The sequence below is a fragment of the Pectobacterium brasiliense genome (assembly GCF_016950255.1).
In the GTDB taxonomy this organism is placed as follows: Bacteria; Pseudomonadota; Gammaproteobacteria; order Enterobacterales; family Enterobacteriaceae; genus Pectobacterium; species Pectobacterium brasiliense.
In genome coordinates this window covers 461,612-487,121 of sequence record NZ_JACGFN010000001.1, presented here as the reverse complement: position 1 = coordinate 487,121, position 25,510 = coordinate 461,612, and the positions used below count along the sequence as shown (strand labels likewise).

At 51.1% G+C, this 25,510-nt stretch carries 25 protein-coding genes and 1 riboswitch; of the genes, 15 read left to right on the top strand and 10 right to left on the bottom strand.

Annotation, left to right across the window (positions count from 1 at the left end):
• Positions 1 to 3 precede the first annotated feature (3 nt).
• Together minD and minE are read left to right on the top strand one after the other, a co-directional pair.
• A complete protein-coding gene (minD, locus tag H4F65_RS02215; protein ID WP_010275490.1) occupies positions 4 to 816 on the top strand; it encodes a septum site-determining protein MinD in 813 nt (270 codons plus the stop codon).
• A 3-nt stretch (positions 817 to 819) separates the two neighbouring features.
• Positions 820 to 1,089: a cell division topological specificity factor MinE gene (gene minE, locus H4F65_RS02210; RefSeq protein WP_005968801.1), complete on the top strand. Its 270-nt coding sequence runs from the start codon at positions 820 to 822 to the stop codon at positions 1,087 to 1,089.
• A 270-nt stretch (positions 1,090 to 1,359) separates the two neighbouring features.
• On the opposite strand, the gene rnd is transcribed toward minE, so the two are convergent.
• From rnd to yoaA, 5 genes are all read right to left on the bottom strand, one after another.
• Positions 1,360 to 2,484, bottom strand: coding sequence for a ribonuclease D (gene rnd / locus H4F65_RS02205; protein ID WP_010275496.1), 1,125 nt, complete (start codon positions 2,482 to 2,484; stop codon positions 1,360 to 1,362).
• A gap of 212 nt (positions 2,485 to 2,696) precedes the next feature.
• Positions 2,697 to 4,382 (bottom strand): long-chain-fatty-acid--CoA ligase FadD, encoded by a 1,686-nt coding sequence (fadD, locus tag H4F65_RS02200; protein ID WP_010275500.1) that lies wholly within the window; start codon positions 4,380 to 4,382, stop codon positions 2,697 to 2,699.
• 201 nt (positions 4,383 to 4,583) lie between these two features.
• Entirely contained in the window at positions 4,584 to 5,207 is a 624-nt protein-coding gene (locus H4F65_RS02195) for a Slp family lipoprotein (protein WP_010275504.1), read from the bottom strand.
• Positions 5,208 to 5,304: 97 nt separating this feature from the next.
• Entirely contained in the window at positions 5,305 to 6,006 is a 702-nt protein-coding gene (tsaB, locus tag H4F65_RS02190; RefSeq protein WP_010275509.1) for a tRNA (adenosine(37)-N6)-threonylcarbamoyltransferase complex dimerization subunit type 1 TsaB, read from the bottom strand.
• Between the two features lie 116 nt (positions 6,007 to 6,122).
• Complete coding sequence (gene yoaA / locus H4F65_RS02185) at positions 6,123 to 8,042, bottom strand: DNA repair helicase YoaA (RefSeq protein WP_010275514.1); 1,920 nt, start codon at positions 8,040 to 8,042, stop codon at positions 6,123 to 6,125.
• A gap of 229 nt (positions 8,043 to 8,271) precedes the next feature.
• Between yoaA and H4F65_RS02180 the strand changes: the two genes are divergently transcribed.
• Positions 8,272 to 8,616: a RidA family protein gene (locus H4F65_RS02180; protein ID WP_010275518.1), complete on the top strand. Its 345-nt coding sequence runs from the start codon at positions 8,272 to 8,274 to the stop codon at positions 8,614 to 8,616.
• Positions 8,617 to 8,651: 35 nt separating this feature from the next.
• Here the strand turns inward: H4F65_RS02180 and H4F65_RS02175 are convergent, their stop codons facing one another.
• Positions 8,652 to 8,900, bottom strand: a complete 249-nt coding sequence (locus H4F65_RS02175) for a YoaH family protein (protein ID WP_039319703.1) — start codon at positions 8,898 to 8,900, stop codon at positions 8,652 to 8,654.
• Positions 8,901 to 9,042: 142 nt separating this feature from the next.
• Here H4F65_RS02175 and pabB point away from each other — a divergent pair, with 142 nt between their 5' ends.
• The 3 genes from pabB (at position 9,043) to sdaA (ending at position 12,835) form a co-directional block, all read left to right on the top strand.
• Entirely contained in the window at positions 9,043 to 10,485 is a 1,443-nt protein-coding gene (gene pabB, locus H4F65_RS02170; protein WP_010275525.1) for an aminodeoxychorismate synthase component 1, read from the top strand.
• Positions 10,482 to 11,075 carry a CoA pyrophosphatase gene (locus H4F65_RS02165; protein ID WP_010275529.1) on the top strand — a complete coding sequence of 198 codons (594 nt, stop codon included), beginning with the start codon at positions 10,482 to 10,484 and terminating at the stop codon, positions 11,073 to 11,075. The genes pabB and H4F65_RS02165 overlap by 4 nt, the downstream gene beginning before the upstream one ends.
• Positions 11,076 to 11,470: 395 nt before the next feature.
• Positions 11,471 to 12,835, top strand: a complete 1,365-nt coding sequence (gene sdaA / locus H4F65_RS02160) for an L-serine ammonia-lyase (protein WP_010275532.1) — start codon at positions 11,471 to 11,473, stop codon at positions 12,833 to 12,835.
• 107 nt (positions 12,836 to 12,942) lie between these two features.
• On the opposite strand, the gene H4F65_RS02155 is transcribed toward sdaA, so the two are convergent.
• Positions 12,943 to 14,499 (bottom strand): TerC family protein, encoded by a 1,557-nt coding sequence (locus tag H4F65_RS02155; protein ID WP_010275534.1) that lies wholly within the window; start codon positions 14,497 to 14,499, stop codon positions 12,943 to 12,945.
• 568 nt (positions 14,500 to 15,067) lie between these two features.
• Here H4F65_RS02155 and manX point away from each other — a divergent pair.
• The 5 genes from manX to mntP all read left to right on the top strand — a co-directional run bounded on the left by manX (position 15,068) and on the right by mntP (position 19,382).
• Positions 15,068 to 16,036: a PTS mannose transporter subunit IIAB gene (gene manX, locus H4F65_RS02150; RefSeq protein WP_010275537.1), complete on the top strand. Its 969-nt coding sequence runs from the start codon at positions 15,068 to 15,070 to the stop codon at positions 16,034 to 16,036.
• 177 nt (positions 16,037 to 16,213) lie between these two features.
• Positions 16,214 to 17,011: a PTS mannose/fructose/sorbose transporter subunit IIC gene (locus H4F65_RS02145; RefSeq protein WP_010275540.1), complete on the top strand. Its 798-nt coding sequence runs from the start codon at positions 16,214 to 16,216 to the stop codon at positions 17,009 to 17,011.
• 14 nt (positions 17,012 to 17,025) lie between these two features.
• On the top strand, positions 17,026 to 17,868 hold the full coding sequence (locus H4F65_RS02140; protein WP_010275543.1) for a PTS mannose transporter subunit IID: 843 nt from the start codon (positions 17,026 to 17,028) through the stop codon (positions 17,866 to 17,868).
• Positions 17,869 to 17,929: 61 nt separating this feature from the next.
• Positions 17,930 to 18,388 (top strand): DUF986 family protein, encoded by a 459-nt coding sequence (locus H4F65_RS02135; protein WP_010275545.1) that lies wholly within the window; start codon positions 17,930 to 17,932, stop codon positions 18,386 to 18,388.
• 197 nt (positions 18,389 to 18,585) lie between these two features.
• A riboswitch (yybP-ykoY riboswitch) is annotated at positions 18,586 to 18,801 on the top strand.
• A gap of 8 nt (positions 18,802 to 18,809) precedes the next feature.
• Positions 18,810 to 19,382: a manganese efflux pump MntP gene (gene mntP / locus H4F65_RS02130; protein WP_010275549.1), complete on the top strand. Its 573-nt coding sequence runs from the start codon at positions 18,810 to 18,812 to the stop codon at positions 19,380 to 19,382.
• A gap of 63 nt (positions 19,383 to 19,445) precedes the next feature.
• On the opposite strand, the gene rlmA is transcribed toward mntP, so the two are convergent.
• The 3 genes from rlmA to H4F65_RS02115 all read right to left on the bottom strand — a co-directional run bounded on the left by rlmA (position 19,446) and on the right by H4F65_RS02115 (position 20,772).
• Complete coding sequence (rlmA, locus tag H4F65_RS02125) at positions 19,446 to 20,276, bottom strand: 23S rRNA (guanine(745)-N(1))-methyltransferase (RefSeq protein WP_010275551.1); 831 nt, start codon at positions 20,274 to 20,276, stop codon at positions 19,446 to 19,448.
• Positions 20,277 to 20,404: 128 nt separating this feature from the next.
• Positions 20,405 to 20,614: a transcription antiterminator/RNA stability regulator CspE gene (gene cspE, locus H4F65_RS02120; protein ID WP_005968829.1), complete on the bottom strand. Its 210-nt coding sequence runs from the start codon at positions 20,612 to 20,614 to the stop codon at positions 20,405 to 20,407.
• Between the two features lie 41 nt (positions 20,615 to 20,655).
• Positions 20,656 to 20,772, bottom strand: a complete 117-nt coding sequence (locus tag H4F65_RS02115; RefSeq protein ID WP_085996916.1) for a DUF2627 domain-containing protein — start codon at positions 20,770 to 20,772, stop codon at positions 20,656 to 20,658.
• A gap of 948 nt (positions 20,773 to 21,720) precedes the next feature.
• On the opposite strand from H4F65_RS02115, the gene H4F65_RS02110 reads away from it, so the two are divergent.
• From H4F65_RS02110 to H4F65_RS02095, 4 genes are read left to right on the top strand one after another with little or no spacing between them, the layout of a single operon-like run.
• On the top strand, positions 21,721 to 22,635 hold the full coding sequence (locus H4F65_RS02110; RefSeq protein ID WP_010275562.1) for a metal ABC transporter substrate-binding protein: 915 nt from the start codon (positions 21,721 to 21,723) through the stop codon (positions 22,633 to 22,635).
• Positions 22,632 to 23,522 (top strand): manganese/iron ABC transporter ATP-binding protein, encoded by an 891-nt coding sequence (locus tag H4F65_RS02105; RefSeq protein WP_010275566.1) that lies wholly within the window; start codon positions 22,632 to 22,634, stop codon positions 23,520 to 23,522. The genes H4F65_RS02110 and H4F65_RS02105 overlap by 4 nt, the downstream gene beginning before the upstream one ends.
• Positions 23,522 to 24,385, top strand: a complete 864-nt coding sequence (locus tag H4F65_RS02100; RefSeq protein WP_010275570.1) for a metal ABC transporter permease — start codon at positions 23,522 to 23,524, stop codon at positions 24,383 to 24,385. Before H4F65_RS02105 ends, H4F65_RS02100 begins: the two co-directional genes overlap by 1 nt.
• Positions 24,382 to 25,239 carry a metal ABC transporter permease gene (locus H4F65_RS02095; RefSeq protein ID WP_010275574.1) on the top strand — a complete coding sequence of 286 codons (858 nt, stop codon included), beginning with the start codon at positions 24,382 to 24,384 and terminating at the stop codon, positions 25,237 to 25,239. The genes H4F65_RS02100 and H4F65_RS02095 overlap by 4 nt, the downstream gene beginning before the upstream one ends.
• Positions 25,240 to 25,510: the final 271 nt, after the last annotated feature.

Below are 25,510 nucleotides of genomic sequence, written 5' to 3'. Positions count from 1 at the left end.
TTTATGGCACGCATCATTGTTGTTACATCGGGTAAAGGGGGCGTTGGCAAGACCACATCAAGCGCGGCCATTGCTACCGGTTTAGCCCAAAAAGGAAAAAAGACGGTTGTCATCGATTTTGACATTGGTCTGCGTAACCTCGACCTGATCATGGGATGTGAGCGTCGCGTGGTGTACGACTTCGTCAACGTTATTCAGGGTGATGCCACGCTGAATCAGGCGCTGATCAAAGATAAGAGAACGGATAATCTCTACATTCTGCCAGCGTCACAAACGCGTGATAAAGATGCGTTAACGCATGAAGGCGTAGAGAAAGTGCTCAACGATCTGGGCAACATGGAATTTGATTTTATCGTGTGTGATTCACCCGCCGGGATTGAAACGGGTGCGTTGATGGCGCTCTATTTCGCTGACGAAGCGATTATCACCACCAACCCGGAAGTTTCTTCCGTTCGTGACTCCGACCGTATTCTGGGCATTCTGTCTTCGAAATCACGTCGTGCGGAGCGTTCTGAAGATCCTATCAAAGAGCATTTGCTGTTGACGCGCTACAACCCAGGCCGGGTAAGCCGTGGCGACATGCTGAGCATGGAAGACGTTCTTGAAATTCTGCGAATTCCGCTGGTTGGCGTGATCCCAGAAGACCAATCCGTACTCCGCGCCTCTAACCAGGGCGAACCCGTCATTCTGGATGCGGAAGCCGATGCAGGTAAAGCCTACGCGGATACCGTTGAACGTCTGCTTGGCGAAGAGCGTCCTTTCCGTTTTGTTGAAGAAGAGAAGAAGGGTTTCCTTAAACGACTTTTTGGGGGATAAATTATGGCTTTACTGGACTTCTTTCTGTCCCGCAAAAAAACGACAGCCAATATTGCCAAGGAACGGCTGCAAATTATTGTCGCGGAGCGACGCCGGGGAGATAGCGAGCCCCATTATCTGCCGCAATTAAAGCGAGACATTCTTGAGGTTATCTGTAGATATGTACAGATTGATCCTGAGATGGTGACGGTTCAGCTTGAGCAAAAAGGAGATGATATTTCCGTGCTTGAGTTGAACGTTACATTACCGGAAGCGGAAGAAACGCCTAAATGATTTTTCTGCTTTAGTATCCCCTGCTTTTACGCAGGGGATATCTATTCAGCATACATTCAAATGACTGACGTCAGTCAATCATCGGTATTTCTGGATCTCCGTTCCACCTGCATAATACCTGAATGATTCACATTAGACTGTATATTTAGCCAGTCTTTTATTTCTTACTTTTGTTTTTCACCGTATTCTTATCACCCTATTTGCTGCTTTTTTTCATGATTGCATCATCACAGCAAATAAGGCGTATTGATAAGACGTGTTTATCGGTGATTAATAACCCTGCACAATTTCACGCAGTTCATTGCCATATAACTGGCCGCGCCAGCCAGACAACATTTCCGGCATTCCCGCATCTTGTCCGCTTAATTTCCAGTGCCAGTTCAGCAGACGATTAATTTGGCGACGTGAAGCCAATAGCTCGGCGGATAATCCACTCTGTTCGCTCACTCGCTGCACCAGCGCTTTGATATCTTTAAACGCTTTTTTATAGCCGGGATAGTCGATCAAATTAATCACCGGCGGTGGACAATCCGCGTCAGCAAGGCCGTCCGTCTGTGCAACACAGTCCAGCAGCGTTTTGCCGTGGTAGCGAATTTCCGGGCCGCTCAGCCCCAGCGAGCTCAGTTCTCCCAGCGACGTCGGCAAACAACGCGCCACCTGCAACAGGTTCTCTTCACGTACGACAAAATTCACCGCGCTGTCTCGCTCACGCGCTTTACGCAAGCGCCACTCAGCCAGACGCTGAAGGCAAGCCAGATGTCGGCCACGCAGCTGCCAAGCGTTGCCAAATTCGCGATAGGCCAGCGCCGGTGCCAAAATATCCTGTTTACGCTGACACAGCAGGAGACACTCATCCAGCGCCGCGTTCATCCACCCTGCAGCTTCCGTATCCGCCACCAGTTGAATGGCCATCGGCAGCAGATAGAACACATCGGCAGCGGCGTAATCGCACTGTTTTTCGCTCAGCGGACGAGCAAGCCAGTCCGTTCTCGACTCGCTTTTATCCAGCGTCACGCCCATGTAGTCGGCCACCAGCGCAGCAAATCCATAAGAAAGCGGCTTGCCTAAAAATGCGGCCAGAATCTGTGTATCGATGAACGGCACCGGCAGCGTGCCAAACGCATTGAGAAACACTTCCAGATCTTCGCTGCCCGCATGCAGGAATTTAGTGACCTGTTCGTCACGCAGTAACGCCTGAAAGGGTGCCCAGTCAGTAATCGTTAACGGATCGATAAGTGAAAGCTGTTCGCCGTCATACAATTGAATCAACCCTAATTGCGGGTAATACGTGCGGGTTCTGACGAACTCCGTGTCCAATGCCACCTGCGGAAAGCGTCGCGCCTGAGTGCAAACCTGTTGTAACCCGATGTCGGAAGTGATCAACTGATAATTCAAAACGTCATTCTCTTGGTTGTTTTTACTTTACGGTTCTGGGTCAAATCCGTATCGCCGTAAAAAATTCCCGGCGGACATTTTTAACGTCGCAAGCGACGGCCCATAGGGTGACGAGTACAAGCTCGCCATAAAAAAAGAACGCCGGATAAACCGGCGTGAAAACATCATATCGCGTCCTGCCTCTCTCTGGCAGTCGTTTTCGTGGAAAATCGTCAGGCGGCAGCGTCTTTCTTCGCCTTCTTATCGCCACGTAATTCGCGGCGCAGGATTTTCCCCACGTTAGATTTTGGCAAATCGTCGCAGAATTCGATCTCTTTCGGCACTTTGTAGCCGGTAAGATTACGGCGACAGTGGGTAGTGAGTTCCTCTTTCGTTAACGACTGATCGCGTCTGACGACAAAGGCTTTGACTGCCTCGCCGGAGACCTCACTGTCCACACCGACCACCGCCGATTCGGATACTTTGGGATGACGGCTGATCACATCTTCAATTTCCGTCGGATAGACGTTAAAGCCGGAAACCAGAATCATATCTTTCTTACGGTCGATGACCCGCAGGAATCCTTCATCATCAGACGTGACAATGTCACCCGTTGCCAGCCAACCGTCTTTTAATACCTCATCCGTCGCAGCAGGCTGCTGCCAGTACCCTAACATCACCTGCGGCCCGCGCACCCATAGCTCACCGGATTCTCCCGGCCCGGCGTCGTTACCGTCATCGTCAATGATTTTGACGTCCGTTGATGACACCGGTAACCCAATACTGCCGCTGTAATGTTTGAGATCGTAGGGATTTACGGCCACCAGAGGTGAACTTTCCGTTAGCCCATATCCCTCAAGCAAATGTTTACCCGTTAGTTTTTCCCAACGCTCGGCCACCGCTTGCTGCACCGATGCTCCACCGCCCACCGCTAAACGCAGCGTTGAGAAATCCAGCTCGTGGAATTCTTTGTTGTTGAGCAGCGCATTAAATAACGTATTGACGCCGGTGATAGCCGTGAACGGGTATTGCTTCATTTCTTTCACGACCGCCGGGATATCGCGAGGGTTAGTGATGAGCAGATTCTTACCACCCAATTCAAGGAACAAAAGGCCGTTCACCGTGAGCGCGAAAATATGATAGAGCGGTAACGCCGTGATCACCAACTCGTTCCCTTCTTGCAGAATCGCGCCGTATGCCCCTTTACACTGCTCGAGATTCGCCAGCATATTGCGGTGCGTGAGCATGGCACCTTTAGCTACACCCGTGGTGCCGCCGGTATATTGCAGAAATGCCAGATCGGTATTGATGATATCAGGACGAATATACTGCTGACGCCGTCCTTCCTGCAAAACACGACGGAACGATATCGCATCCGGCAGATGGTATTTAGGCACTAGCCGCTTAATGTACTTCACCACGAAGTTGACCAGCGTTCCTTTCGCCGTGGAGAGCTGATCTCCCATACGGGTCAGGATTACGTGCCTCACCGCCGTGTTATGAACGACTTTTTCCAGCGTATGCGCAAAGTTAGACACAATAACAATCGTGCTGGCACCGCTGTCTTTTAGCTGATGTTCCAGTTCACGCGGTGTATACAATGGGTTAACGTTAACGACCACCAGACCCGCGCGCAACACGCCAAACAGTGCAACGGGATATTGCAGCAGGTTGGGCATCATCAACGCGACACGATCGCCCTTTTGCAATTTAAGCTGGTTTTGCAAATAGGCCGCAAACGCCCGACTCCGCTCTTCCAGCTTACGAAACGTCATCACTTCACCCATGTTGACGAATGCAGGTCTGTCGGCATAACGCTTCACGCTACTTTCGAACATTTCAATCAACGACGAATAGCGATCCGGATCGATTTCCGCCGGCACATCCGCCGGATAGCGTGATAACCAAATTTTTTCCAAGACGTCACTCCCGAGATATTTTTTTAGTGGCATCGTCGTCGCCCTCAGAGGCTTATTGTTATTAACATTATTTTAACTCAGCCTACCAGTTAGCTAACAAACAATGTTAAGGTTGCGAGATCGATCACTAATTTATTCTTTATTCAAAAAAAATCAGGCAACCTGCGTCGCCTGATCTCAATAGTCCTGCTGAGTCGATTCTTATTCTGTCACGACATTCTCAATTCGCGCCGGCCCAGACCACCCACCGTCAAATCCCCATCCAGGGCCCCAGCCATAACCGTAACCCGCACGCCATCCCCACGGGCCATAGCCGCCGGGTGGCACCATCAGGCGCTGCACGACATTCCAGCGTTTGTAGCCTTGTGCGTCGATCACGACGTAGCGATAGGGTTTATCCCCGATAGCGCCCTGTTCGGTGCCGACAATCGGCCCGACAACGGTGACCAGTTGATCTTTAAAATCGACAGGTTCCAGAAAGCGATTCACATAGGCAATAAAGCGCCCTTCTGACGGCATATCCAACAGCGGTTTAGCGCCGCTATCCAGCGGCATGCTAGCAATTTCTAACCGCGTTTTATTCGCTTCATTGCGGATGCTGACCACCCGTCCGCCAAAGCGTGATTCCTGACCGACATAAATCTGCGGCGCATTCATCACACGCACCAAATCGTCCTGCGGCGTTGGCGACGTGCCTTTAATCGCATCCGGCACCGTGACACAGCCTGACAGCAGCAGCGCTGTAGCCGCCACTATACCGAGGCGTGCTTTTTTCTGATTCAGATACAGACTTTTCATTTGCATACTTTTTATCTGTACACGCATGGCACAACCCCTCTTCAGATATCTGATAGTTAGACTGCTCAGCATCGAATAAGTTGCTGTTTATGACGGGCATACTTCACGCCGAATGTGCATTCTGTTATTCGCGGCCGGGCAGCTTTTTCCAGGTCACTTCATTGCGCAGGTAGCGTGGCTGTGCATTCTCGACGCTGACCGCTTTGCCTGCCTGCCATAGCTGACAGGCCAGCGGCAACATGTCCTGCGCCTGCGGCAGCAGCACGTCACCCTTTGCTAACACCAGAGAAGCATGGCTGACCAGTTCAGGATAGGTTTCCCACCCGGTTCCTACCGTAGCCCATTCGCCTGACAGATCGGCAGTTAACGCCTGCACCTGTTCAGGTTTCAATACGGCTTCCTCAGATTCACCCTGCCAGCCGCCGTCAGCATCACGCTGATAGCAACCCCAGTAGACTTCTCCCATCCGCGCATCAATGGCCGCCAGCACTCGCGTAGCCTGCGTCTGGCGGAAAACACCCTGTGCCATGGTCGCCAGTGATGAGATGCCAAGCAGCGGTAAATCCGCTCCTAACGCTAGCCCTTGGGCAATACCAATGCCAATTCGCACGCCAGTAAAACTTCCCGGCCCCTGACCAAAGGCCAGCGCATCAAGATCCTTGAGTGTCAGGCCGCTATCGGCCAACACCTGCTGAACCATCGGCAGAATACGTTGTGTGTGTTCACGGGGACAAATTTCGAACAGAGAATGAATTTCACCTTCATTCCAGAGTGCGACGGAACAGGCTTCCGTTGCGGTATCAAGCGCTAGAATTCGCGTAGACATGCCAACCTCAGGCAGGATAAATAAATCTTAATGGCCCGTATCATAGCATAAGCCCCTGTCGTGCCGCAGCCCTTCCCGCCATCGGTCAGACCCATGCGGCAATCACCAGGTGGGAATTATGTGTTACGCGTCAGGAAATTAATCGCCTGCCCAATATCGCGAGTTCGCGGCGTCGGCGGCAGGCTGTTAAGGAATACGGCACCATACGGACGCATCACCAGTCGATTATCGCAAATCACAATCACACCGCGATCCTCAACGTCACGGATGAGGCGGCCCACGCCTTGCTTCAAGGTAATCACCGCATCAGGAACCTGCACATCGTCGAAAGGCTCACCACCGCGCAGGCGGCAGTCTTCAATACGCGCCTTCAGCAGTGGATCGTCCGGTGAGGTAAACGGCAGTTTATCGATAATGACGCAGGAGAGCGTATCGCCACGCACATCCACACCTTCCCAGAAGCTGCTGGTCGCCACCAGCAAGGCATTACCTGCCGACACAAACTGCGACAGCAATTGCGCCTTGCCAGTTTCACCCTGTAACAGCACTGGTAGCGTCAACGTGGCGCGGAATTCAGCCGCCAGATCGCGCATCATCTGATGCGAGGTACACAGCATAAAGCAACGCCCCTGATTCGCCTCAATCAACGGCCGCAGCATTGCCGCCAGCCTTTTCGCCGCACCGGGACGATTGGTTTCCGGTAAATGACGAGGGACGCAGAGCAGCGCCTGATTGGCATAATCAAATGGGCTGGGCAACAGGAGCGTATTCGCGTTATCCAGCCCCAGCCTATCGGTGAAGTGGAAAAGTTGATCGTTAACAGACAGGGTCGCGGAGGTAAACACCCAGGCCGCAGGCTTCTCTTTTATCAGTTCACGAAAGCGATCGGAGACGGACAACGGCGTCAGCGCCAACACGAAATGACGTGAATTACATTCATACCAGTAGCTGTAGCCCGGTAACTGCACGTCTTTCAACCGTTTCAGGCGGTTGCGATAGAGCGTGGCGCGCTCAAAAGCGGCATCCAGCAACGCTGAACGCCCGAGCGACAGTTTCGCGACGTCGTAACACAGCTCCAGCGCATCATCCAGCAGCACCAACGCACGCTGAAGCGACGGCTGTTCGAGCACATCACGCAGATTACCGCGAAACCCCGGATCGCCCAGTGCCAGCCGAAAATCCTGCGTACTTTGCGTCAGGCGATCGGCACTTTTTTGCAGTTGAGAGGCGTCGCGCACTTCGGTGCGGTAAGCAATGATGATGTCTTTCGCCAGATCCAGCAGTTGGCGGCTGGAAAGCTGTTGGCCAAAATATTGGCTGGCGATATCGGGAATCTGGTGGGCTTCATCGAAAATGACAACGTCGCTTTCTGGGATTAGCTCCGCAAAACCGCTCTCCTTCACCACCATATCGGCCAGATAGAGATGATGGTTAACCACCACGATATCGGCATCCATCGCCTTGCGCCGCGCTTTCACCACGAAGCACTCTTTATAGTGCGGGCAGTCGCTGCCCAGACAGTTATCGTTGGTGCTGGTCACTAACGGCCAGATCGCGCTGTCTTCCGCGACGCCTGAACAGGTCGTGACATCGCCTTCCGTCGTTTCCGACGACCAGCCGCGCAGCCGGACCAGTTCGCTCAGCGTTTCGCCGGGTAAATCACCGCCCCCCAGCGATTGCTGTTCGAGCCGTTCCAGACAGAGGTAATTCGAGCGACCTTTCAACAGCGCTAGTTTGCCTTTGTACTTCAGCGCCTCCGCAATCGTCGGTAAATCGCGGCTATAGAGCTGATCCTGTAGCGCTTTCGAGCCGGTTGAAATGATGACTTTTTTATCTGAACGTAGGGCGGGCGCAAGGTAGGCATAGGTTTTACCGGTTCCGGTTCCCGCTTCCACCACCAGCGCTGTTTTATCGTCGATGGCCCGCATGACGGCCTGCGCCATCTGCCGCTGTGGTTCACGCGGTTTGAAGCCGGTGATCGCTTTGGCCAGCACGCCGTCATTAGCAAAATCATCAATTACACGATCGTTCGTCACGCCTGCTCTCTTGTTCAAGGGAATGCTGTCTCTGTAAGCCGCTAACCGTTTCAGGTCGTGGCAAAATATCGCGCTGATTATGCCAAGAGTCACCCTACGCTACCACCTTAAATCAGGAAAGCGTGCCGCAATCTGCTGTGTTAGGCTTGGCGGCTGGTATTGATTGATGTCACTATTTTAACTATCCCCACAATTTTTAATTATCACCACAATGGAGAAACCCCACCTCATGGCGATCACACGAATTAATCCTGAAGCCCGCTGGTCAGACGCCGTCATCCACAACAATACGCTCTATTACACCAGCGTGCCGGAGAATCTGGATGATGACGCACAGGCGCAAACGGAAAACGCGCTGGCCGCGTTAGATGCGATCCTGCAACAGGCGGGAACGGATAAGAGCAAACTGTTGGACGTGACGATTTTTCTCGTCGATGCGGATGATTTTTCTGCAATGAACGCCGCGTGGGATGCCTGGGTCGTGGCGGGCAGTGCACCGGTACGCTGCACCGTGCAGGCTAAGCTGATGCACCCGAAATTCAAAGTCGAAATCAAAGCGATTGCAGCGATATAAGCTATCGTCTTAGATAATCTGAAGAGGAAGAATGGTTACTGCTCTTCCTCTTCTTCACCATCGTCAAAATGGTGTTCTTCGTCACTGTCATTACTTTCATTAAATGCGTCATCATCTTCGTCAAACATCACCGCGACGTTGTCACCCTGATGATTCTGACGGATCTCCGCGGCAACCTGTGCTATCGCCTGGCCGCTGCTCATACCCTCAGACATGAGTTCCTGAATACGCTCAACGGCCTCTTGCTGCTGCTTGTGCGTCAGCGCGGGCATACCTGCAATCATGATAATTTCCTGGTTGGTAAATTCGCACGTATCATCGCATGCCCGCTTCGGCATACACCAGCATTTCTGCTTTGTGGTACGCTGTGGGCAGGAAAATCGACGCGCTATCAACATAGCCACACTGTAGACACAACACGAAAACATGACTGCCGCCAATACGACTCACGTAACCAATACCAGCGATTCGACTAACGCGACGGGCTCCGCCGCTCTCTATCACTCGTTGCCTTACTACCCGACCGTGCTGCTCGATCGCTTTGCGCCCTTTTCCCAACAGCCGTGGGCGATGTTGCTGCATTCTGGGTTTGCCGATCATCCGCATAATCGCTTCGATATTATGGTTGCCGATCCGCGAGTCACACTTTGCACGCGCGGAGGCAAAACGGAAATTATGCGTGACGGTGTAACGAACATCGTAGACGGCGATCCATTTTCTCTACTGCAAGAGCAGCTTGATTCACTCGCGTTGTCCACAGAAACACATCCTGATTTCCCTTTTCAGGGGGGCGTACTTGGCCTGTTCGGCTACGATCTGGGACGACAGATTGAAACACTGCCCGCACAAGCCGAGCAAGATATCGATTTGCCTGATATGGCGGTGGGTCTATATGATTGGGCGCTGGTTGCCGATCACCATCGGCAGACGTTAACGCTGATCGTACATCATTCCCTTCAGGCTCGGCTCGACTGGCTAGCCAATCCGCCCATTGATACCCCGAAAACCGATTTCAGCCTCACCAGCAATTGGCAGCCGAACATGTCACGCGAGACGTACGGCGAAAAATTCCGCAAAATACAGGACTACCTTCTGGCGGGCGATTGTTATCAGGTCAATCTGGCGCAGCGCTTTTCTGCGGCTTACGATGGTGATGAATGGCAGGCATTTTTACGACTGTCAGCAGGCAATAAGGCGCCCTTTTCCGCCTTCATGCGTCTGCCAGAAAATACCGTCATCAGCGTATCGCCGGAGCGTTTTCTCTGGCTGGAAAATCACCGAATTCAAACCCGCCCGATTAAAGGCACTCTGCCGCGCCTCGCAGACCCGGCAGCCGATAAACAACAGGCGGTACAGCTCGCTAATTCGAATAAAGATCGCTCAGAAAACCTGATGATTGTCGATCTGCTGCGTAACGACATCGGTCGCGTCGCGGTGCCGGGCAGCGTCCGCGTGCCGGAGTTGTTCGTCGTCGAACCTTTCCCCGCAGTGCACCATCTGGTCAGCACGATTGAAGCACAGCTACCGGAAGATTGCCCTGCAACCACGCTGCTACGCGCCTGTTTCCCCGGAGGATCGATTACCGGCGCGCCCAAAATCCGCGCGATGCAGATTATTGAAGAACTGGAACCTCAGCGCCGCAATGCCTACTGCGGCAGCGTCGGCTATATCAGCCTGTGCGGCACTATGGATACTAATATCACCATCAGGACGTTACTCACCGAACGCGGAAGAATCTACTGCTGGGCGGGCGGTGGCATCGTCGCCGACAGTCAGGAACAGGCTGAATATCAGGAAACATTTGATAAAGTGGGCCGCATTCTTCCCCTGTTGGATGGCTCCCAGACAATTCAGGTACCGAATAAATGAGTGAGATCGCCTTGCCGCCAACGGCTTTTGCGCTGAACGACTTTATTACGCGCTTTCAGTTACAGCTTCCACCATCGCTGCAGCCTGTGCACCAGCAGCGTCAGGCTGCGGTTCTGGTGCCGATTATTTGTCACCCTACGCCCACGCTGTTATTGACCCGACGTTCTGCCGAACTGCGTAAGCATGCTGGGCAAGTGGCATTCCCCGGCGGGGCGGCTGATAAAGAAGATCGTTCCATCATCGAAACAGCACTGCGTGAAGCGCAGGAAGAAGTGGCTATCCCACCGGAAAACGTACAGGTGCTGGGCGTATTACCGCCGCTGGACAGCGTCAGTGGATTTCAGGTCACACCGGTTGTCGGGTTGATCGCCCCACAGACTCGCTTTCATCCCAATGAAGACGAAGTCGCTGAACTGTTTGAAATGCCGCTGGACGAAGCCTTCGCATTGACACGCTATTACCCACTGGATATCGAGCGCAAGCAACAGCGCCATCGGGTTTATCTTTCCTGGTATCAGCAGCAGTTTGTCTGGGGGTTAACCGCCGCCATCATCCACCAGCTCGCCTTACAGACTTCCGACAGGCCCTAAGCTCAAGGCCGCGTTCAGCGGCTTTTGGCTCACCACTTCTTTTCCCTCGCCAAATATCCTTATTTAAAAAGCGGCCTTTGCGATCAAAAAGCATTCAGTTATAGAATTTACAATGACTTAACTCACATTTAGGATAAGTTAAATTATGTGATGACATAAGTTTATTTCATGCGAAAAAGAAAGCCACACAACATATTCCACACTACAATAGCGCGATTTGACGAGTTTTATTCTAATCTTTGGGTATATATCCACTAAAATTCAGGTCATGTCTCGCTGGAACCGAAATCATCAGATAATTCGCAGCATAACTATCTGATTATGATGAAGGAACCGGATGCAGGCGATCGGATAATAAAGAGTGGGTACGACCCTGAGTCTTTGAGGAGTTTCGCGTGATAAGCGTTTTCGACATGTTTAAGATCGGTATTGGCCCCTCTAGCTCTCATACGGTTGGACCGATGAAAGCCGGTAAGCAATTTGTCGATGAATTGATCAACCAGGATCGACTGACCGCCACCACGCGCATTGCCGTCGATGTGTATGGCTCGCTGTCGCTGACGGGTAAAGGCCACCATACGGATATCGCTATCATTATGGGGCTGGCGGGCAACATGCCGGATACCGTTGATATTGATGCCATTCCCGGTTTCATCCGCGATGTTGAGCAACGCGAACGCCTGCTGTTGGCTAACGGGCAGCACGAGGTCGATTTCCCACGCGAAGGTGGCATGGTTTTCCGCAGTGAAAACCTGCCGCTGCACGAAAACGGCATGACCATCACCGCCTTTGCTGGCAATAAAGAAATTTATAGCAAAACCTATTACTCCATCGGCGGTGGCTTCATCGTCGATGCAGAGAATTTTGGCAAAGACAGCGCCACGGATGTATCCGTTCCCTATACGTTCAATTCCGCCAAAGAGATGCTGGATCACTGCAAACAAAGTGGCCTGTCGCTTTCTGGGATGGTGATGCGTAACGAGCTGGCACTGCACAGTCGTCAGGACATTGACGCTTACTTTGCCGATATCTGGCAGACGATGCGTGCCTGTATCGATCGCGGCATGAACACAGAAGGTGTTTTACCCGGCCCGCTGCGCGTACCACGTCGTGCTTCTGCGCTGCGCCGTATGCTGGTGTCTTCCGATAAGCTGTCTAACGATCCGATGAACGTAGTGGATTGGGTCAATATGTTCGCGCTGGCGGTGAATGAAGAGAACGCCGCAGGTGGCCGTGTGGTTACCGCGCCAACGAACGGCGCGTGCGGCATCGTCCCTGCCGTTCTCGCTTATTACGACCACTTCATCGAGCCGGTTAGCCCGACCATTTATATTCGTTACTTCCTCGCGGCAGGCGCGGTCGGCATTCTGTACAAAATGAACGCTTCCATCTCCGGCGCTGAAGTAGGCTGTCAGGGTGAAGTGGGCGTCGCCTGCTCCATGGCCGCCGCTGGACTGGCAGAGCTGATGGGTGCGAGCCCGGAACAGGTTTGCGTCGCCGCCGAGATCGGCATGGAACACAATCTGGGCTTAACCTGCGATCCGGTCGCTGGCCAAGTACAGGTTCCGTGCATCGAGCGCAACGCGATTGCTTCCGTTAAGGCGATTAACGCCGCCCGCATGGCAACCCGCCGCACCAGCGAAGCACGCGTCTCGCTGGATAAGGTGATTGAAACCATGTACGAAACGGGTAAAGACATGAACGCTAAATACCGCGAAACCTCACGGGGCGGACTGGCGATTAAAGTACAGTGTGATTAAAAAGCTGAGTGATTAGCCCGCACCCCACTTCTGTTTTTCTTTCTACAGATTAAAAAGCCCCGCCAATTGGCGGGGCTTCATTTTGTCATCTACTCACGCAGAACGGCTTACGCCTCTTCATCCTCTTCCCGATCGATGATGCGTTCTACACGCACCAGTTCAATTCGGTATTCGGACACATCGATGATGTGGAAACGCAGGTTGTACAACTCGATGATGGCACCGACTTTCGGGAACTCATCACTATGCGCCAACAGCATTCCTGCCAGTGAAGCATACTCTTCCTTCGGGTCAACCAGCTCGCTGCTATCCACCACCTGTTGTAAAGCGTGTAGATCGGTTCCGCCTTTCACCAGCCAGCCTTCGCCGTCTGGGATGATATCCAGCGTTTCGTCTTCATCCGGGAACTCACCCGCAATCGCTTCCAGTACGTCCAGCGGCGTGACCAGCCCTTGCACCACACCAAACTCGTTGGTGATGATGACCAGGCTACCTTTCGCACGACGCAGAACGGGCAGCAGGTTAATCACATCCAGCGTTTCCGGCACGACGATTGGCGGGTTAGCCGCAGCAAAGCTTTCCACATCGGTCTGCGTTTCCAGCGCCACCAGCAGATCCTTGGCGCGGACGACACCGATAAGCTCATCCAGCGAGCCACGACAGATTGGGAACAGGCTGTGAGGCGTATCCAGCAATTGCATACGGATCTGTTCGACAGAACTTGCGCTATCCACCCAGGAAATTTCAGTACGCGGCGTCATCACGCTGCGCAGCGAACGCGAGGCTAACGTCAGCACACCGCTGATCATATTGCGCTCTTCTTCGGCGAATTCCTCGGTTGTGAGTTTCTTCTGCGGTTCATCCGCATCCACGTCGTCCGTATTTTTCCGTGACCCCATCAGGCGCAGAATGGCCTCTGCGGTACGTTCACGCAAAGGACGGTGCGACTGATGCTTCATAAAGTTATGACGGGCAATTTGGTTAAACATTTCGATCAGGATTGAGAAGCCAATCGCCGCATACAGATAACCTTTCGGAATGTGGAAGCCAAGACCTTCCGCCATCAAGCTCAAACCAATCATCAGCAAGAAGCTGAGACACAGGACAACCACCGTTGGATGCGCGTTGACGAATCGGGTCAACGGTTTAGAAGCAATCAGCATGACGCCCATCGCAATGATCACCGCCGTCATCATGACGCCCAGGTGATCCACCATGCCCACAGCAGTAATCACGGCATCCAGCGAGAACACGGCATCCAGCACGACGATCTGTGCCACCACAGCCCAGAAGCTCGCGTGGGCGCGATTGCCATTGCCGTCGTGCGTTTTATTCTCTAGCCGTTCATGCAGTTCCATCGTGGCTTTAAACAAGAGGAACACGCCACCGAACAGCAAAATCAGGTCACGACCCGAGAAGCTGAAATCGCCAAGGCTAAACAGTGGACGCGTCAGTGTGACCATCCAGGAAATCAAAGACAACAGCCCCAGACGCATTAACAGCGCCAGGCTTAAACCGATAATGCGGGCTTTATCTCGCTGTTTGGGAGGTAATTTATCCGCCAAAATGGCGATAAACACCAAATTGTCGATACCCAGAACAATTTCCAGTACCACCAGCGTCAATAGGCCTGCCCAGATTGAAGGATCTAGCAAAAATTCCATGTCAGACTCCAGAAAATGAACGAGCAGATGACATCAATGCATGAGCCGCATTGAATGGTAATAAAAAGAGTTGGTGTGAATCAGAGAGATTCTGAATGTGGTCTGAGTGACCAACTGAGTACAGAAAACCGCCAGCATTAGCGGGGAAACAGAGAACGTTTTGTCGGTGACAGTCCATGGGAAGGGCTGATGCCCGGTGCTCCTAAGCAATTTAAGGGATGTTTACTCTAACAGGTTGTTACCAATTTTCACAAAGAATTTCTTCCGGTCGGCTTCGCATTGATAACGCGTCTAAATTTCCTATTCAGCGCCCTTTTAGCCCGTGGTTTAACTGGTCAGCATTAGAGCATCATCACACTATTTATTTTTTCGATAAGTAAAATAAATCTGTCAGTCACGATTTCTAGCCTGACAACCTGGAGGAACACAGTGAATGTCATGAATCCACGGTAAAATTTTTTCTTGCAGCCATACTAATACCGCGACGGTTAACGTTCAGCTCGTGAACGCGAACCCGGTTTCCTGACACATTGACTCTTTTTTGATCGTGAACGTGAGGAGGTAGCAAGTGAGTATTGCAATCATGTTATGCACTCACGGCGCCACTGCGGGACCGCTGTTAAAGACAGCAGAAATGATTCTTGGCGAGCAAAGTAATGTCGCCTGGATTGATTTCGTTCCTGGAGAAAACGCCGAAACATTGATAGAAAAATATCAGGAAAAACTCACGCAGTTAGACACATCACAAGGCGTGCTGTTTCTCGTTGATACCTGGGGCGGCAGCCCATTCAACGCCGCCAGCCGCCTCGTCACCGACAAAGAAAACCATGATGTTATCGCCGGCGTGAATATTCCCATGCTAGCGGAAACCTTTATGGCCCGAGATGATAATCCGTCCTTCTCCGATCTGGTTTCTATCGCGTTGGAAACTGGCAGAGATGGCGTAAAAGCCCTGAAACATCAGGAAAAATCCAACGTCGCGCCCCCTTCTCCTCCACCAACCCCAAAGGCCAACGCTGTACCCACACCGGCAGGACCCGGCGAACACATGAAGATTGGGCTGGCTCGTATCGACGACCGCCTGATTCATGGTCAGGTAGCCACCCGCTGGACGAAAGAAACCAATGTTTCGCGCATTATTGTTGTCAGCGATGAAGTCGCCGCCGATCACGTGCGTAAAACGTTGCTGACTCAGGTTGCGCCACCGGGCGTTACCGCGCACGTGGTGGATGTGGCAAAAGCCGTTCGTGTTTATGACAATCCGAAATATGCCGCCGACCGCGTGATGCTGCTGTTCACCAATCCGACGGATGTATTAACGCTGATCGAAAATGGCGTAAATATCACCTCGGTCAATATTGGCGGGATGGCATTCAAACAGGGGAAAACGCAGGTCAATAATGCCGTCTCTATCGATGAGAAGGATATTGCGGCGTTCCGTGAATTAGATAAACGCGGTATTGAATTGGAGGTTCGGAAAGTATCAACCGATTCCCGAATTAAAATGATGGACTTAATTAACAAAATGCCGCGTTGATACCTATCGTGCTACGACGGTTATTAACGCGAATGTCACCATCAATAATAGCTTTATAGACCTGACGATTTTCAAGATATGCATTTATGTCGATATTGAAAAGCTTTATGTCGACATGGGAAATCAACGGGGATGGCGATTTATTTTTACTCAGACACATTTTATAGGAGAAGTACGATGGAGATTACCACACTTCAAATTGTGCTGATATTTCTCGTCGCGTGTGTTTCGGGGATGGGTTCGATTCTTGATGAATTCCAGTTCCACCGTCCACTCGTCGCCTGTACGCTGATTGGTGCAGTGTTAGGTGATTTAAAAACGGGGATCATTATCGGCGGTACGCTGGAAATGATCGCGTTAGGCTGGATGAACATCGGTGCGGCCGTAGCACCAGATGCGGCGCTGGCGTCCATTATCTCAACCATTCTGGTCATTGCCGGCGGTCAGGGGATCGGCGCAGGGATTGCTCTGGCCATTCCGCTCGCTGCCGCTGGGCAAGTATTAACCATCATTGTTCGTACCATCACCGTTGCGTTCCAGCATGCGGCAGACAGCGCGGCAGAGCGAGGTAATCTAACGGCTATCAGTTGGATTCACGTTTCTGCCCTACTGCTACAGGCTATGCGTATCGCGATTCCTGCGGTAATCGTTGCCGTTTCCGTTGGTACCGACGCCGTCCACGCGCTGTTGAACGCCATCCCGGAAGTGGTGACCAACGGCCTAAATATCGCCGGGGGCATGATTGTTGTTGTCGGCTACGCGATGGTCATTAACATGATGCGCGCGGGCTACCTGATGCCGTTCTTTTATCTTGGCTTCGTTACCGCCGCGTTCACCGAGTTTAACCTGGTGGCGCTGGGCGTAATTGGTATTGTGATGGCGGTGCTGTATATCCAGCTCAGCCCGAAATATAACAAGGTTCAAGGCCAGCCGGTTTCATCAGGCAATAACAACCTTGATAACGAACTGGATTAACAGGAGTGAGAAAAATGGTCGAAAATACGAATGTTAAAAAACTCACTGACAGCGACATCCGCGCGGTGTTTATCCGTTCCAACCTGTTTCAAGGCTCCTGGAACTTTGAACGTATGCAGGCGCTCGGCTTCTGTTTTTCCATGGTGCCGGTGATTCGCCGTCTTTATCCTGAAAATTCGGAAGAGCGTAAACAGGCAATCAAGCGCCATCTGGAGTTCTTCAATACACAGCCTTTTGTTGCCGCGCCGATACTCGGCGTAACGATGGCGATGGAAGAGCAACGTGCAAACGGTGCTCCTATTGACGATGCGGCAATAAACGGCCTGAAAGTCGGGCTGATGGGGCCACTGGCTGGCGTCGGTGACCCGATATTCTGGGGCACCGCCCGTCCGGTATTCGCTGCGCTCGGTGCAGGGATTGCCATGAGCGGTAGCCTGTTGGGGCCGGTTATCTTCTTCATCTTGTTTAACGTGGTTCGCCTGCTGGTGCGTTACTATGGCGTCGCCTACGGCTACCGCAAAGGGATCGATATCGTCAGCGATATGGGTGGTGGTTTCCTGCAAAAAATGACGGAGGCCGCCTCTATTCTCGGTTTATTCGTCATGGGGGCATTGGTCAATAAATGGACTCACGTCAACATCCCGATGGTGGTGTCGACAGTGACGAATCAGAACGGGGAAACCACAGTGACCACCGTTCAATCCATCCTTGACCAGCTCATGCCAGGGCTCGTTCCCCTGTTGCTGACGTTCGGCTGTATGTGGCTGTTGCGGCGCAAAGTAAACGCGTTGTGGCTAATTATGGGCTTCTTCGCCATTGGTATCTTCGGGTACTGGATCGGCCTGCTCGGCGTGTAATGTTCAGTGGCCGGGTGCCAACACACCCGGCCATTTTTTATGATGGACAAGGGGAATACGGATGACAATGACAGATATCACGCTGGTCGTGTTGATTGCATTAGCGCTGGTTTATGCCATCTATGATGAGTTCATCATGGATAAACTCAAAGGAAAAACCCAACTTCTCGTCCCACTGAAGCGAATGAACCGGCTCGATACGTTGATTTTTATCGGCTTAGTGGGAATTCTTATTTATCAAAACGTGATGAATAATGGCGCTATTATCACTACCTATCTTTTGATTTCTCTGGCCTTCATGGCGTGCTACCTGGCCTATATTCGTCGTCCCAAACTGGTGTTTAAATCAACCGGCTTCTTTTATGCAAATATATTCATTCCTTATACCAAAATTAAAAATATGAATTTATCTGAGGATGGTGTATTAGTCATCGAATTGGAGAAGCGCCGTTTATTGATACAGGTTACGCAGCTTGATGATTTAGAAAAAATATATAAATTTATGGTTGAGAATCAATAGGGTAAACTCATCAGGAAGATTATTTAAAATAACCACGAGTATACACCTTCTCTTTAGATGGTATTTTAACCACATTAACCTTGTCGTTATTTTGTACGTCCGTTCTATTTCAGTAACTAAATGAAAATAATTATCAATTGCATTATTAACACTTAAAACTTTTAGTGTTGTTTGCATCATAAATAATATGGTAAGGTTGCGCCGTCATTGGGGAGTAGCCGATTTCTGATTAATTAACACTCACAATAATTCATCGGAAATGCTCGTATCAACATACTCGTCTTATCTTCATCGGAGCATAAAACGTGGTGCGGGCGGCCAAGCGTGATTGGCAGGCGAGACCATAGACACGTAGTATCGTCATCGGGTTGGGGATGATCTGCGTGTATATGGTTAATCGTCCAGCCGAGGCTATTTTACAATGAATATGTCAGCAACTCTTATCCTAGCATTTGGTATGTCAATGGATGCCTTCGCCGCGTCAATCGGTAAAGGTGCCGTACTGCATAATCCCCGTTTCCGCGATGCCATTCGTACCGGCCTCATCTTTGGTGTTATTGAAGCTATCACTCCGCTCATCGGCTGGGCACTGGGCTTTTTTGCCAGCCAATATATTCTCGAATGGGATCACTGGGTTGCCTTTACGCTGTTACTGATTCTGGGTGGTCGCATGATTGTTGAAGGCCTCAAAGGTTCTTCAGACTGCCGCTGCGAAAAAGTCAAAAATCATAGTCTAGCGCTGCTGATCTGTACTGCCGTCGCCACCAGCCTGGATGCCATGGCAATCGGCGTCGGTCTGGCCTTCCTTCAGGTCAATATTTTCCATACTGCAATGGTAATAGGCTGCGCCACCATGATTATGGTGACGCTCGGAATGATGATTGGCCGCTATATCGGCCCGATTCTCGGCAAAAAAGCAGAAGTGATGGGCGGGCTAGTTCTGATTGGTATCGGCTGTAATATCCTGTACGAGCACCTCGGCTACGCCGCCTGATAAAACACATTTCACATCAACGGGCAGCCCGGCTATCGCGCTGCCCGTTTTTATTCTTCTCGATTACGCTATCGCACCGCTATCAACACGCTGATGCAAGCGGATAATAAAATCCGTTTCACAGCTAAACGCGGTGGACGCCCGCAGTCGCTCGCTAACGTCTGGCGTTGCTCGCCAGGCGAAGGGCGTCATTTGCAATAGCGCCGCGGCCTCATTCCCAGATAACGGCATTGGGTACGCGAGCGTTTGCTGATCCATAAGCTGAAAGCCTGCAAGCATTTCATCTTTGCTCGGATGTAATAACACCTCATCGTAGACTTCTGCTTTCAGTTGATAAAGATGTCGTGGCCCCGGAGACACCGTCACCACCCAACCGCCAACCTTAACGGTACGCTGCAATTCCACGTCATTACACGGCGCATAGATCTTTACTACAGCATCAAGGGATTGATCCTGAAAAGGCAACCGCTGGCTGGAAGCAACGCAAAACTCAACGTTGTCATACCGCTTTGCCGCGCGCTGAATCGCCGCTTTGGAAACATCCAGCCCGTATATCGTCATCGTTCTGCGCGATGTGAGACGATGAGCCAGCTCGGCAGTGTAATACCCTTCGCCACAGCCGATATCCAGCAGCGCCGCAGCAGCATCTGTCACAATACGTTCAACGTGCTGCGCAACGGCGTCGCGTAGCGGTTGATAGTGACCGGCTTCAAGAAAGCTGCGCCGCGCCTGCATCATTTCAGCACTATCGCCCGGCTGCTTCGAACGCTTAAACTGTACCGGCAACAGGTTGACGTACCCTTCTTTCGCACAGTCAAAGCTATGTTTACCACACGTCCATTGCCGCGGGTGTCGCTCCAGAGGTAACTGGCATAGCGGACACTGATAACTCATCGGCACATTTTCCTCATTAAAAACGTCTTCACTGCATTACGGGTGTAGATAAAAGTATCACTGGTGCAGATAAAACGCAGACAACAAAAAACCCGCACCATGGCGGGTTTTGCAACAGAGCTGTAAAATTACAGCGCAGTGACGTTTACTGCAGAAGGACCTTTCTGGCCATCCTGAATTTCGAATTCTACGTTCTGGCCTTCAGCCAGAGTTTTGAAGCCGTTGCCTTGAATTGCAGAGAAGTGTACGAATACATCTTTGCTGCCGTCAGCAGGAGTGATGAAACCAAAGCCTTTAGACTCGTTGAACCACTTAACCTGACCTTTAATCTTTGCCATTTCAAATATTTCCTTTAATTGTTTAAACCGCCAAAAAGGCGTTATACAGACAAACCAAAGTCGTTACTGCTTGAGGCACTAAGATAAGGATCGGCAGAGAAGCAGCATGCAACACTAAAGGTTGTACTTAAGTCTTCTTTACTGAAAATGCCATTCATATACAGAACTGTACCTCGTTTTACCCAGAAGCGTTATTACACACTATGTAAACGATGGCAAGGGCTTTTTTATCAGTCATGGACATGCCGCACAAATTCGCGTCATCCTTGATTCATTAATACACGATAATGCTCGCTGACACCTATATTCACTGACGGCGTCTGATACGACACAATAAACATACTTCAGATTCTATTATGCAAAAAATACGCGACAACCGTCGCATTTCTGGCACACAGGCATCGGCGATCATAACAAAAAGCTATAATTGGCGCTCTGCTATGAAAGAATATTAGCCATTAACAAAAAAGCGCGCCCGACTACAGGCACGCTTATATCAATGTTTAAAATCGATTGTCATTTTTATGCTATCTGTATCTTTTTCATTAATACATTACATAATAGAAATTATTTATAACCTAACATTTCGTCACGTTAGGAATTAACTGCTTTGAAGCAACAGCGCTAATAATGCCACCAAAAAAATCAATAAAACAAAACTTGCCAGCTTCCAACGTCGTTCTGATTTTGTGCTCATATCACTTACAGTCCTTTTGTATCCAATAGAGACATCTCTCACATTCTTTATGGTTTATCGGCAGTCGTCGGCATTTTCTTAAGGACGCATCAGACTTCTCTCTTCTTTTGGCGTAAATTTCACCATGTGTATAGCTATGTATAGTTGCGCGACAGTTCACTACCGTTACCGTTAGACTTTCGTTGTAACCTTAAGTACGATTCATTAAATTAAAGCAACATTTCTGTTATCAAAGGAGCATGATGCGTTCCTTACCCGCGCAAGTGCGTGCTACGTGCCTGCGAACAGCGATTTCTTGTGTCATGAGACACCCTCAAATATTCACTCCCCGCCCTTCTCTGCCTCTTGACTTAAATGATATTGATAATTATTCTCAAATAACACTTTCACGGTTTGTAAGGATATCCGCATGATTGGTTTTCACGCTCATTTACCTGCCCTATTCCGTCGCATCGCGCTGCCGTGCGCTTTACTGCTTTTATCCAGTACCTCCGCTCAGGCGGCTGAAAAGCTTAAAGTCATCACGACCTTTACCATCATTCAGGATATCGCACAGAATATTGCGGGCGATGCGGCGACGGTTGAGTCCATCACCAAACCCGGTGCGGAGATTCATGATTATCAGCCAACACCACGCGATATTGTTAAAACACAGTCTGCACAGTTGGTGCTGTGGAACGGCATGAATCTCGAACGTTGGTTTACACGCTTTTTCGAGAACGTGAAAAATGTGCCCGCTGTTGTGGTGACGGAAGGCATTACGCCGCTTCCTATCCGCGAAGGTGCCTATAATGGCAATCCAAATCCACATGCCTGGATGTCGCCTTCCAACGCATTAATCTATATTGAAAATATTCGCAAAGGTCTGGTGCAAGCCGATCCCGCGAATGCAGAAACGTATAACCGTAACGCCAAAGCCTATGCGGAAAAAATTAAGGCTCTCGACGCGCCGCTGCGTGAACGTCTTGCCCGTATCCCAGAACAGCAGCGCTGGTTAGTCACCAGTGAAGGGGCGTTCAGCTATCTGGCAAAAGATTATCAGTTCAATGAAGTCTACCTCTGGCCAATCAATGCCGACGAACAAGGTTCACCACAGCAGGTGCGTCGGGTTATCGATACGGTGCGTGAGAAGGCTATCCCTGTCGTATTCAGCGAAAGCACCGTTTCCGATAAGCCGGCAAAACAGGTCAGTAAAGAAACGGGGGCGAAATATGGCGGCGTGCTGTATGTTGATTCCCTGTCTACAGAGAAAGGCCCAGTGCCAACCTATATCGACCTGTTAAAAGTGACGGTGGAAACTATCGCTAAAGGATTTAATCAATGAGTAGTGATCGAGCAGTACAGTCATTAGAAGTCAATGATGTTTCGGTTACTTACAGCAACGGGCATCAGGCTATTCGCCATGCCTCTTTTTCCCTGACTGGCGGTACGATTTGCGCCTTGGTTGGCGTAAACGGCAGTGGAAAATCAACGTTGTTCAAAAGCATCATGGGGTTGGTCAAGCCAACCTCAGGGCAGGTACTGCTCAACCAGCAACCGATCTACCAGGCACTGAAACAGAATCTGGTTGCTTATGTTCCACAAACAGAAGACGTGGACTGGAATTTCCCCGTTCTGGTTTCCGACGTGGTTATGATGGGACGCTACGGGAGAATGAATTTCCTGCGTATTCCCAGTAAACAGGACCGCGCTATTGTCGCGGAGTCGCTGGAGCGCGTCGGGTTATCAACGCTGCAACATCGCCAGATCGGTGAACTGTCCGGTGGACAGAAAAAGCGCGTCTTTCTGGCACGGGCGCTGGCTCAACAAGGCAGCGTATTGCTGCTGGATGAGCCTTTCACTGGCGTAGACGTTAAAACAGAGAACGCGATTATCGACCTGCTTCGCACCTTGCGCGATGAAGGGCATTTGATTTTGGTGGCAACCCATAACCTCGGTAGCGTTCCCGAGTTTTGTGACAACGTTATTTTGGTCAACCGCACCGTTTTAGCCGCAGGACCGACACACAGCACCTTTACCCAAAGCAATTTGGAGAAAACGTTCGGTGGCGTGCTGAGACATATCAACCTCGGGGGATCTCATCTTCACGATGATGACGATGTCCGTTCGGTGACGGTGTTAACAGACGATGAACGTCCTGCCGTGTTCTATGGATCGACCAAGAGCGATCCTCCTGCGTCACGCGCAATACCGGAGGAGAAAAAGCCCTGATGATCGATATCCTGTTGCAGCCATTCAGCTATAACTACATGGTCAAGGCGATCTGGGTCAGCGCGATTGTCGGCGGCGTGTGTGCTTTTCTTTCGGCGTATCTGATGCTGAAAGGCTGGTCGTTGATGGGCGATGCGCTCTCCCACTCCGTCGTCCCCGGTGTCGCAGGAGCCTATGCGCTGGGCTTGCCCTACGCGGCAGGTGCATTTTTTACCGGCATGCTCGCCGCGCTGGCGATGACCCTGATTCGTCACATTACCCGATTACGTGAAGATGCGATTATCGGCTTTATTTTCTCAACGTTTTTCGCTGTCGGCCTGCTGATTATTTCGCTCAACCCGACATCGGTTAACGTGCAATCCATCATTTTTGGCAATATTTTAGGTATTGCTGACGAAGATATTCTGCAAGTTGAAATCATCATCGGCGTAACGTTCGTGATTCTGTGCCTGCTGTGGAAAGATCTGCTGGCCGTGTTCTTTGATGAGAACCATGCCCGTTCCATTGGCCTTTCCCCGCTGAAGCTGAAAATTCTGTTCTTTACGCTTCTCAGTGCCTGTACGGTCGCAGCGTTGCAAACTGTCGGGGCGATTTTGGTGATCGCGATGGTGATTACGCCGGGTGCCACGGCTTACCTGCTCACCGATCGATTTGGTCGTCTGGTTGTCATTTCTATTGCACTGGGTGCGATCACCAGCGCCGTCGGGGCGTATCTAAGCTTCTTCCTTGATGGTGCAACCGGCGGCGTAATTGTCACGTTGCAAACCGTCGTCTTCCTGTTGGCGTTTGTCTTTGCACCCAAGCACGGGTTGCTGGCATCGCGCCGCCTGCGGTTACGCGATCAATCAGGAGATGCATTATGACGCTCATTAGCTGGCTCATCGATCCCCTGTCCTACCCATTCATGCAGCGTGCGTTACTCGCCGCCGTCGTCACCGGTACGGTCTGCGCTGTGCTGTCGTGTTATCTGGTGCTGAAAGGCTGGTCGCTAATGGGTGATGCCATTTCCCATGCTGTGCTGCCAGGCATTGTTGTCGCGTTTTTACTGGGGATCCCATTAGTTATCGGAGCTTTCGTTTCCGGTATTTTTTGTGCGGTTACAACGGGCTATGTGAAGGAACACAGCCGGGTCAAAGAAGACACGGTCATGGGGATCATCTTTTCCGGCATGTTTGCGCTGGGGCTCGTGATGTTTGCGCGTATCGATACCGATCAGCACCTGAACCATATTCTGTTTGGTAACGTGCTGGGTATCACTCAGCAAGAGCTGACGCAAATCTTACTGATTGCCGGGGTGACGCTGGCCATCATCTTGTTAAAGCGCCGAGATTTTATGCTGTACTGCTTCGATCCCAATCATGCCCGCGTCATTGGCCTGCCCGTTAAGCTGCTGCACTACGGATTGCTGAGCCTGCTGGCGATGACGATTGTCGCATCATTACAGGCCGTCGGCGTTATTCTGGTGATTGCGATGCTGATTGCGCCGGGCATTATTGCCTTCATGGTCTGTAAGCGCTTCGAGCGGATGGTTCTCGTCGCCACGCTGGTTTCCGTCATTTCCTGTATTGCCGGCACCCTGATCAGTTTCTACATCGATGGCGCCACAGGCCCTTGTATCGTCATCGTTCAGGCCCTGTTCTTTACGCTAGCACTGACCTACCACCAGCTTAAACTGCGTCGTCAGGCAACCTCTCAGGCTATCACCGACGCACTGTAATCCTTTCTTTCTACAAGTCCCTTAGCATGACGTAACCGGCAAACAACCGCCGGTTACGTCACTTATCCCTATTTTATTTCTTCATCCAACGGATTGAGCGCCATCCTAACTCCGTGATGTTTAATTCCGACTATACTTGTTTCGCGCTATCTCCACCGATGGTTATCACTGTGCTATAGATTCCATTTTTATTGCGCTCAATGGGTTACCGTAAACGAATCACCCCAGTGAACAGCAGGGTATCAGGCAACATCAACGGGAGGATGACCTT

Coding starts and splice junctions, on each gene's coding strand:
- cspE (WP_005968829.1), bottom strand. CDS start 20,614: ATGGCAAAGATTAAAGGTCAGGTTAAGTGGTTCAACGAGTCTAAAGGC.
- H4F65_RS02135 (WP_010275545.1), top strand. CDS start 17,930: ATGACAATGACAGATATCACGCTGGTCGTGTTGATTGCATTAGCGCTG.
- H4F65_RS02195 (WP_010275504.1), bottom strand. CDS start 5,207: ATGCGTGTACAGATAAAAAGTATGCAAATGAAAAGTCTGTATCTGAAT.
- rlmA (WP_010275551.1), bottom strand. CDS start 20,276: ATGAGTTATCAGTGTCCGCTATGCCAGTTACCTCTGGAGCGACACCCG.
- H4F65_RS02180 (WP_010275518.1), top strand. CDS start 8,272: ATGGCGATCACACGAATTAATCCTGAAGCCCGCTGGTCAGACGCCGTC.
- minD (WP_010275490.1), top strand. CDS start 4: ATGGCACGCATCATTGTTGTTACATCGGGTAAAGGGGGCGTTGGCAAG.
- H4F65_RS02100 (WP_010275570.1), top strand. CDS start 23,522: ATGATCGATATCCTGTTGCAGCCATTCAGCTATAACTACATGGTCAAG.
- H4F65_RS02165 (WP_010275529.1), top strand. CDS start 10,482: ATGAGTGAGATCGCCTTGCCGCCAACGGCTTTTGCGCTGAACGACTTT.
- minE (WP_005968801.1), top strand. CDS start 820: ATGGCTTTACTGGACTTCTTTCTGTCCCGCAAAAAAACGACAGCCAAT.
- H4F65_RS02110 (WP_010275562.1), top strand. CDS start 21,721: ATGATTGGTTTTCACGCTCATTTACCTGCCCTATTCCGTCGCATCGCG.
- H4F65_RS02155 (WP_010275534.1), bottom strand. CDS start 14,499: ATGGAATTTTTGCTAGATCCTTCAATCTGGGCAGGCCTATTGACGCTG.
- H4F65_RS02115 (WP_085996916.1), bottom strand. CDS start 20,772: ATGAATGGCATTTTCAGTAAAGAAGACTTAAGTACAACCTTTAGTGTT.
- H4F65_RS02105 (WP_010275566.1), top strand. CDS start 22,632: ATGAGTAGTGATCGAGCAGTACAGTCATTAGAAGTCAATGATGTTTCG.
- tsaB (WP_010275509.1), bottom strand. CDS start 6,006: ATGTCTACGCGAATTCTAGCGCTTGATACCGCAACGGAAGCCTGTTCC.
- mntP (WP_010275549.1), top strand. CDS start 18,810: ATGAATATGTCAGCAACTCTTATCCTAGCATTTGGTATGTCAATGGAT.
- H4F65_RS02145 (WP_010275540.1), top strand. CDS start 16,214: ATGGAGATTACCACACTTCAAATTGTGCTGATATTTCTCGTCGCGTGT.
- H4F65_RS02175 (WP_039319703.1), bottom strand. CDS start 8,900: ATGATTGCAGGTATGCCCGCGCTGACGCACAAGCAGCAGCAAGAGGCC.
- H4F65_RS02140 (WP_010275543.1), top strand. CDS start 17,026: ATGGTCGAAAATACGAATGTTAAAAAACTCACTGACAGCGACATCCGC.
- H4F65_RS02095 (WP_010275574.1), top strand. CDS start 24,382: ATGACGCTCATTAGCTGGCTCATCGATCCCCTGTCCTACCCATTCATG.
- pabB (WP_010275525.1), top strand. CDS start 9,043: ATGACTGCCGCCAATACGACTCACGTAACCAATACCAGCGATTCGACT.